This window comes from Dietzia timorensis (genome assembly GCF_020742175.1).
Lineage (GTDB): Bacteria > Actinomycetota > Actinomycetes > Mycobacteriales > Mycobacteriaceae > Dietzia > Dietzia timorensis_A.
Genome location: NZ_DYXM01000254.1, coordinates 1 through 8,152 on the forward strand (window position 1 = coordinate 1; position 8,152 = coordinate 8,152).

The 8,152-nt window shown below is 66.0% G+C and carries 8 protein-coding genes; 7 read left to right on the forward strand and 1 reads right to left on the reverse strand.

Features of this window, described 5'->3' with window-relative positions; translation table 11 throughout:
* Positions 1-215, forward strand: a 215-nt coding sequence (locus K8V11_RS13205; protein ID WP_369693083.1) for an alpha/beta fold hydrolase, incomplete at its 5' end; no start/stop codon positions are given.
* Between the two features lie 72 nt (positions 216-287).
* A complete protein-coding gene (locus tag K8V11_RS13210; RefSeq protein WP_303915190.1) occupies positions 288-1,343 on the forward strand; it encodes an ABC transporter ATP-binding protein in 1,056 nt (351 codons plus the stop codon).
* A 22-nt stretch (positions 1,344-1,365) separates the two neighbouring features.
* Here the strand turns inward: K8V11_RS13210 and K8V11_RS13215 are convergent, their stop codons facing one another.
* On the reverse strand, positions 1,366-2,796 hold the full coding sequence (locus K8V11_RS13215) for a sugar porter family MFS transporter (protein WP_303915192.1): 1,431 nt from the start codon (positions 2,794-2,796) through the stop codon (positions 1,366-1,368).
* Between the two features lie 422 nt (positions 2,797-3,218).
* Between K8V11_RS13215 and K8V11_RS13220 the strand changes: the two genes are divergently transcribed.
* From K8V11_RS13220 to K8V11_RS13240, 5 genes are all read left to right on the forward strand, one after another.
* Positions 3,219-4,490: an ABC transporter substrate-binding protein gene (locus K8V11_RS13220; protein WP_303915194.1), complete on the forward strand. Its 1,272-nt coding sequence runs from the start codon at positions 3,219-3,221 to the stop codon at positions 4,488-4,490.
* A gap of 220 nt (positions 4,491-4,710) precedes the next feature.
* Positions 4,711-5,775, forward strand: coding sequence for a carbohydrate ABC transporter permease (locus tag K8V11_RS13225; RefSeq protein ID WP_303915196.1), 1,065 nt, complete (start codon positions 4,711-4,713; stop codon positions 5,773-5,775).
* Entirely contained in the window at positions 5,775-6,701 is a 927-nt protein-coding gene (locus K8V11_RS13230; protein WP_303915198.1) for a carbohydrate ABC transporter permease, read from the forward strand. Before K8V11_RS13225 ends, K8V11_RS13230 begins: the two co-directional genes overlap by 1 nt.
* Positions 6,701-6,940 (forward strand): hypothetical protein, encoded by a 240-nt coding sequence (locus tag K8V11_RS13235; protein ID WP_303915200.1) that lies wholly within the window; start codon positions 6,701-6,703, stop codon positions 6,938-6,940. The genes K8V11_RS13230 and K8V11_RS13235 overlap by 1 nt, the downstream gene beginning before the upstream one ends.
* Before the next feature lie 78 nt (positions 6,941-7,018).
* The coding region (locus K8V11_RS13240; RefSeq protein WP_303915203.1) for an MFS transporter at positions 7,019-8,152 on the forward strand (1,134 nt) is incomplete at its 3' end.

Here is an 8,152-nt window from a genome sequence, read left to right on the forward strand (position 1 = left end):
GGGGCACCCGCGACGTTGTACTGTTCGCCGGGCAGCGCCATAACGTGCACAACTATTTTCCGCAGGCGAGGATCATTCCGATGCGCGGGCTCGGGCATGTGCCGATGTCGGACGATCCCGAGCGGATCGCCCAGATCATCGACACCTCGGCCGCGCGCTCCTTCGCCCGCGAGAAGCGGCTGGGAAGCCTCCGCGATAAGAACGGCGAGCGATAGGGTAGGGGAGTTCCCCTTTCATTCGGATCGTCCGGCACGTACCTGCCGGTGAAAGACACGAGGTAATAACCCATGGCCAGAGTGGTCTTCGACAATGTGTCCATCGTCTATCCCGGCGCCGACCGCCCGAGCGTGGACCGCCTGAATCTCGACATCGTCGACGGGGAGTTCCTCGTGCTCGTCGGGCCGTCCGGCTGCGGTAAGTCGACGACGCTGCGTGCGCTCGCCGGGCTCGAACCGACCGCGGCGGGGCGCATCATTATCGGAGACCACGACGTCACGGGCATGCAGCCGCGCGATCGTGATATCGCGATGGTCTTCCAGAACTACGCGCTCTACCCGCACTATTCGGTGCGCAAGAATATGGCGTTCGCGCTGGACCTCAAGCGCCGGCCGAAGGACGAGGTCGCCGAGCGCGTACAGAAGGCCGCAGAGATGCTCGACCTCACCGAGTTCCTCGACCGCAAGCCGAAGGAGCTCTCCGGCGGCCAGCGCCAGCGCGTGGCGATGGGGCGCGCGATCGTCCGGGACCCGCAGGTGTTCCTCATGGACGAGCCGCTCTCGAACCTAGACGCGAAGCTGCGTGTCGCGACGCGCACCCAGATCGCGACATTGCAGCGCGATCTAGGCACCACCACCATCTACGTGACCCACGACCAGGTCGAGGCCATGACGATGGGCGACCGCGTCGCCGTGCTCGACAAGGGGCGACTCCAGCAGGTCGACACCCCGAAGAAGCTTTACAACGATCCCGCGAACGCCTTCGTCGCGGGCTTCATCGGTTCGCCGGCGATGAACCTTTTCCCGGTGCCCGTGCGCGACGGCCGCGTCGACGTGCCCGGCGTGCAGGCGACCGCCCCGTCCGGCGCCGGCGCGGAGGTCACCGTCGGCGTCCGCCCGGAACACCTCAGTCCGACGTCGGACGGTGCGGGTCTCAATGCAGTCGTCGAGCTCGTCGAGGAACTCGGCGCCGATTCCTACGTGCACACCCGCACGGCGGAGGGAACTCCGATCGTGTTCCGCGGCGTCACCGATGACCCGTGGTCCAAGGGCGACCGGGTGACGCTCGCCGCCCGCGAGGACTCGGTGCGTTTCTTCGATCGGGAAAGCGGCGCCCGCCTGCGCTGACGTTGCCAGACGTCAGGCCGACCTACATGTCCTCGAGCTGCTTTCCCTTTGTCTCGGGAACCCACTTGAGCACGAAGATCAGCGACAGCAGCGCGAATAGAGTATAGAGCCCGTAGGGCACGCCGAGGCTGATGTCGGCGAGACCCGGGAACGTGGCTGAGACGCCAAAGTTTGCGATCCACTGCACGGAAGCCGCGAGGCCGAGCGCGGCTCCGCGGACGCGGTTGTTGAACATTTCGCCGAGTAGCACCCAGACGGCGGGGCCCCAGGAGACGCCGAAGAAGACGACGAACCCGTTGGCGGCGATGAGCGCGACGACGCCCTGAGTGTCGCCGAGCGCCGGCTCGCCGTCGACGAGCGGGGCGTTGGAGAAGATCCACGCGAGCGTGCCGAGGCAGATGAGCATGCCTGTCGAGCCGATAGCGAGGAGCTTGCGACGGCCGATCTTGTCGATGAGCCCGATCGCGATGAGCGTGACCACGATGTTGGTGACCGAGGTGATGACGGACTGCGCGAGGGCCGTGTCCTCGTCGAACCCGACGGACTGCCACAACGTCGACGAGTAGTAGAAGATGACGTTGATGCCCACGAACTGCTGGAACACCGACAGCAGGACGCCGATCCAAACGATTGGCAACAGGCCGAGCGCGGGGCCCTTGAGGTCGGCGAAGCTCGACTTCGTTTCGCGCTTGAGGGTCGAGCCGATCTCGCGGATCCGGTCGTCGATACCCGTCTTGAGGATGCCCGACAGCGTTTCCCTCGCCTCGTCGGTGCGTCCGACCTGGACGAGGAAGCGAGGCGATTCCGGGATCGTCGTCGCGAGGACGCCGTAGGCGATGGCGGGAATGATTTCGATGAGGAACATCCAGCGCCACGCGTCGAGGCCCAGCCACAGTTCCTCGGCCGCGCCGCCGGCGACTCCCGCGAGCCACGCATTGGTGAGCAGCGCGACGAAAATGCCGAGCACGATGGCGAGCTGCTGCAGAGAGCCGAGGCGGCCGCGGATCGAGGCCGGTGCGATCTCGGCGATGTAGGCGGGCGCGATGACCGAGGCGGCGCCGACGCCGAGGCCGCCGATGATGCGCCAGATCGTCAGGTCGACCGGGCCGAAGGCGAGCGCCGAGCCGATGGAACTGACGAAGAACAGGACTGCGGCGACCTCCATGACCCGGACGCGGCCGATGCGGTCCGCCAGGCGGCCGGCGATGAATGCGCCGATGACGCAGCCGAGAAGGGCGGAGGAGACGACGAAACCGATAACGCCGGAGCTCAGGTCGAATTGTTCCCGCACGGCGGTGACCGTGCCGTTGATGACGGCGGTGTCGAAGCCGAAGAGGAAGCCACCGAGCGCGGCGACCGTGGCGAGCATCAGCGCTCTACCGACGTAGAAGTCCTCGTCCGATTCCTGGGTTCCGCCGGCGCTGCTGCCGGTGGACTGATGGCCTTCGCTCATCGATGTACTCCCTGCGACGCGGCGGCCGGGTTCTGGCCGCGGTTGGGGAAACGTTAGCACCTACAAAAGTTGGGACGCTGGGGGATCGGGGAGCCGGTAGGGACGCTTGGACGGCGGCTGCGGGGCGCGGTGGGGGCAGGGGGAACGCTTCCTCCGACGTCATAAATAAAAGGTCCACGCCCACCTGGGCGGATAAAAGTGCTGGCTACCGGAACCGCAGGAAAAGTTCTCGGTGTTGTTTTGGGGATAAACGTCGATGATGTTTTCAGGCTGCGATAAGCTCATTGGGACCATGTGAGCCTGGGCACAAGTGTGCACGTAGAAACATCGGGCCTCGGCCCACGTCTCTCGCCGGCGATTTCCTCAGGTGGCGTTCGCAGGCGCTCACAGGTACCAAAACTGCGATAAGGAGCGGAAGGTACATGACTTCTTTCGGCAAGCTCACAAAGACGGCGGCGCTCGCGGGCGCTGTCGCGCTGACCCTTGCTGCATGCAGCTCTGAAGAAGAGGGCGGCAGCGGCACGGGCGACGGCGGTGGCGATGGTCGCGGCAACATCACCTTCGCCATGGGCAGCAACGACACCGACAAGCTCAAGCCCGTCATCGATTCGTGGAACGCGGATCATCCCGACGAGCAGGTCGAGCTCGTCGAGCTTCCGGCCGAGCAGGACGGGCAGCGCGAGACGCTAGTGCAGTCGCTGCAGGCCGGCGGCACGGACTACGACGTGTTCGCGCTCGACGTAACCGACACGGCGCAGTTCGCGGCGAACGGGTGGATCGAGCCGATCGAGGGCGAAGGCGCTCCGGACCTGTCGGGTCTGCTCGACGCTCCGGTCGAGTCGGCCACGTACAACGGCACCGTGTTCGCGGTTCCGCAGAACACCAACGCCCAGCTCCTCTACTACCGCACCGACCTCGTCGACGCAGCGCCGACGAACTGGGAAGAGCTCAAGGACGCATGCTCGAAGGCCGAGGAAGCCGACGTCGACTGCCTCGACCTGCAGCTGAGCCAGTACGAGGGCCTGTCGGTGAACGCCACACAGTTCATGCAGGGCTGGGGCGGCACCGTGGTCGGCGAGGACGGCACCACGCCGACCCTCGACGACCCGAACTCCGTCGAGGGCTTCACCGCCCTGGTCGACGGGTACAAGGACGACGTGATCGCCAAGCGCAGCGACAGCTTCACCGAGGAAGAGACCGCCCAGGCGTTCCTCGCCGGTGAGACGCTGTTCTCCTACAACTGGCCGTACATGTACGACTCCGCCAAGACCGAGGACTCCTCGACCGTCAAGGACAAGTTCGACGTCGCGCCGATCGTCGGCAAGGACGGCGCCGGCGCCTCGACGCTCGGCGGCTACAACGACGCGATCAACGTCAATTCGCCGAACAAGGCCACGGCCAAGGACTTCCTGTCCTACGTGATCTCCGAGGACGTCCAGCGCGGCTTCGCCGACCAGTCCTTCCCGCCGGTCCTCGCGTCGATCTACGACGACGAGTCCGTGCAGGAGCAGTACCCGTACATGGAGGCGCTGAAGACGGCGCTCGACAATGCCCAGCCGCGTCCGGTCACCCCGTTCTACCCGGGCGTGTCAAAGGCGATCCAGGACAACACCTGGGCCGCGATCAAGGACGAGGCCCCGGTCGACGAGGCACTGTCGAACATGTCCGACGCGATTACGCAGGCCACCGGCTAGTCCTTCGGCCTGCCGCCAGCGCGGGGGAGGTTTTTCCGCGCCGGCTCTAGATCCTGTGTCGTGGTGCACAGTAGACTCCCGGCGGGGCGTAACCCGCTCTGCCGGAACCACTTACCGCTGCCCCCGGCTCGGCTCGACACCTCGTCGAACTGATCACCGGGGGCGCGGTGCGCCCGCCTGATGCGGCGGGCAGACATAAGCGAAGAGGCACGGAGCACCTATGAGTACAACGCAGACAGGGGAGTCGGAGAAGTATCCGAGCCCCGGAAGCGGAGTCAGGTCCGGCGCGGACGACCCGATTCCCGCGCCGAAGAAGAAGTTCGACTGGCGCCCGGTCCTCTTCGTCGGTCCCGCGATCGTGCTGCTGGCGATCATCATCGGCTACCCGATCACGCGCGCGGTGTACCTGTCGTTCCTCGCCGACCGGCAGCTCGATCCGGAGACCGGCCGCTTCGTGACCGGAGGCTTCGCCGGTCTGCAGCACTACCTGTACTGGATTACCCAGTCGTGCACGACGCCCACCGGCGCGACCCAGACCTGTGCGCCGGGCTCCTCGGCCACCGACTTCTGGCCGGCCGTACGCAACACCGCGCTGTTCACGATCGTGACCGTGACGATCGAGACGATCCTCGGCTTCTGGATGGCCGTGATCATGGGCAAGAACATCTGGGGCCGCGCCCTGCTGCGTGCCGCGGTTCTCGTCCCGTGGGCCATCCCCACCGCCGTCACCGCGAAGCTGTGGGCGTTCATCTTCGCCGACCGCGGCATCGCCAACGGCATCCTCGACTCGCTGTTCGGGACGACGATCTCGTGGACCACCGACCCGGTCTACTCGAAGGTCGCCGTCATCATCGCCGACATCTGGAAGACCACGCCGTTCATGGCGCTTCTCATTCTCGCCGGGCTGCAGATGATCCCCGGCGGGGTCTACGAGGCGGCGCGCGTCGACGGGGCGAACCGCTGGCAGCAGTTCATCCACATCACATTGCCGCTGGTCAAACCCGCGCTGATGGTGGCGATCCTTTTCCGCACGCTCGATGCTCTACGGATGTATGACCTCCCGGTCATCCTCATCTCCGGCAACTCGAATTCGCCGACCGCGACCATTTCGCAGCTCGTGGTCAACGAGATCCGCCTCGGCAACGCGAACAACGCCTCGGCTCTGTCTACGCTGATCTTCCTGCTGATCTTCGTCGTCGCATTCGTCATGGTGAAGTTCCTTGGGGCCAACGTGGTCGAGGAAAGTACCGAGAGAACGAAGAAGAAGGACGAGGTGGAGGCCTGATGAGCACACCGAATACCTCCCACGGCCAACACGACGCGGAATCGTGGTCTCCCGCCACATCGCTGGATGACGACGGGGTCGTGAAGCCCCCCAAGCCGAACCCGCTGAAGCGGCTCGGCCCCTACCTCGGCGCGCTGTTCATCCTCATCTGGGGGCTCGCACCCTTCTACTGGATGGTGATCACGGCATTCCGCGACGATGCGTTCACTTTCTCGCAGAACCCGCTGCCCTCGCACTTCACGCTCGACAACTTCAAGACCGCGCTCGGCACGTCCACGGGCAACAACTTCCTCGCCGCCATCGGCAACTCGGTGTTCATCTCGCTGGCGACGACACTGCTGGCGATCGTGTTCGGCGTGCTCGCCGCCTACGCGCTGGCGCGGATCGATTTCCGCGGGAAATTCGTGGTCACCGGCGTCATCCTCGCTGCGTCCATGTTCCCCGGCGTGGCGCTGCTGACCCCGCTGTTCCAGCTGTTCTCGGACATGGGCTGGATCGGCACCTACCGGGCGCTGATCATCCCGAACATCTCGTTCGCGCTGCCGCTGACCATCTACACGCTGACGTCGTTCTTCAACGACCTGCCCTGGGAGCTGGAAGAGGCGGCGCGCGTTGACGGCGCCTCGCGGGCGACCGCGTTCCGGAAGATCATCCTGCCGCTCGCGGCTCCGGCGATCTTCACCACCGCGATCCTCGCCTTCATCCAGACGTGGAACGAGTACATGCTGGCCAGCCAGTTGGCGAACCGTGACTCCGAACCCGTGACGGTCGCGATCGCCCGCTTCGCCGGCGATAACCCGTACACGCCTCCGCACGCGGCGATCATGGCCGCGGGTGCGCTCGTCACGGTTCCGCTCGTCATCATGGTTCTCGTATTCCAGCGCCGCATCGTCTCGGGTCTGACGTCGGGCGGCCTCAAGAGCTGATGGCGGGGCTGAACGCGGGCTCGTCGCATCCGCTCGCCCGGCGGCAACGGCTCGAGGTGCTCGGCGGGTTCGTCGGGTTCTTCACTGTGGTGGCGCTCCTCAACGCCGTGGTCCTGATCGTCACCGGGCGGCCGTCGGCGATCGCGTCGATCGTACTTCTCGTTTTCCTCGTGCTCGGCTGGTACACCTACCGCGCATGGAAGCGCGCGGACAACGCGGTGAAGAACCGCCACGACTAACGCCCCGTGCCCCCGACCCGGTGATGAGCTTGGCCACATGCTTGCGACCAGCGTGCCCTCTTCCGCTACCCTTGCTCGGTGCACAACGATCCCAGCTCTGACCCCGGAACTCCGCCGTCATACGATGAGTCCGGTTCGCGCGCAGCGAATCCGCCGCAGGACTCGGTGACGAAGGTCGACCGCGACCGCGACACCATCCGCGAGTCCTCCCGCCATAACCTCACCCCCGCGCAGGCACTGCTGCTCGTGCGCGTGCTCACGGCGGCCGCGTTCATCGTCATCCTCAACGAGACGACGATGACGCCGGCGATCGCCGTTCTCATGCACGAGTTCGATGTCGTCGAGTCGAGCGCACAGTGGCTTACCACGGCGTTCATGCTGACGATGGCCGTGGCAATCCCGCTGACGGGCTGGTTCATCGACCGGTTCGGCCCCCGCGTTTCGCTTCTGACGGCGATGAGCACCTTCGTCGTGGGCACCGCGCTCGCGACGTTCGCGCCGACGTTCGGCATCCTGCTGGGCGCCCGCGTGATCCAGGCCCTCGGCACGGCGGTGATGATCCCGCTGCTCATGACGACCCTGATGAACGTGATCCCCGAATCCGATCGAGGCCGCGTGATGGGTTCCGTGTCGCTGGCGATCTCGGTCGCGCCCGCTATGGGGCCGTTCCTCGCCGGCGAGATCCTCAAGTACCTCGGCTGGCGCTGGATCTTCGGCATCGTGCTGCCGCTCGCGATCGTCGTCACCCTCGTCGCGGTGAAGCTCATTCCGCGCGGCGGCGGCGCGGCGCGCGAAAGCGTCGACATGATTTCGGTGCCGCTTTCGGTGCTGGGCTTCGGCGGCATCGTGTGGGGCCTGTCGAGTTTCGGCGAGGGCGCGGAGCCGCCGCTGCCGACCTGGTCGCTCCTGGCCATCGGCGCCATCGCGCTGGCCGCGCTCGTATGGCGGCAGCTAACGCTGCGCCGCGGCGGGCACGAGCCGCTGCTCGACGTCACGGCGTTCGCGTCGAAGGACTTCTCGGTCGGCGTGGGGTTGATGACCATCGGCTTCGCCGCGTTCCTCGGCATCATGATGATCCTGCCGCTGCTCATGCAGGTCGCGAACGGCGACACCCCGGAGAACGCCGGGCGCGCGCTGATGCCCGCCGGGCTGATGATGGGACTGCTCGGTCCACTCGTCGGCCGAATCTACGACAACCACGGTGCTCGGGTC

Bases quoted from the DNA above. Each gene is read 5' to 3' on its own strand.
- K8V11_RS13210 (WP_303915190.1), top strand. From the start codon at position 288: ATGGCCAGAGTGGTCTTCGACAATGTGTCCATCGTCTATCCCGGCGCC.
- K8V11_RS13215 (WP_303915192.1), bottom strand. From the start codon at position 2,796: ATGAGCGAAGGCCATCAGTCCACCGGCAGCAGCGCCGGCGGAACCCAG.
- K8V11_RS13220 (WP_303915194.1), top strand. From the start codon at position 3,219: ATGACTTCTTTCGGCAAGCTCACAAAGACGGCGGCGCTCGCGGGCGCT.
- K8V11_RS13225 (WP_303915196.1), top strand. From the start codon at position 4,711: ATGAGTACAACGCAGACAGGGGAGTCGGAGAAGTATCCGAGCCCCGGA.
- K8V11_RS13230 (WP_303915198.1), top strand. From the start codon at position 5,775: ATGAGCACACCGAATACCTCCCACGGCCAACACGACGCGGAATCGTGG.
- K8V11_RS13235 (WP_303915200.1), top strand. From the start codon at position 6,701: ATGGCGGGGCTGAACGCGGGCTCGTCGCATCCGCTCGCCCGGCGGCAA.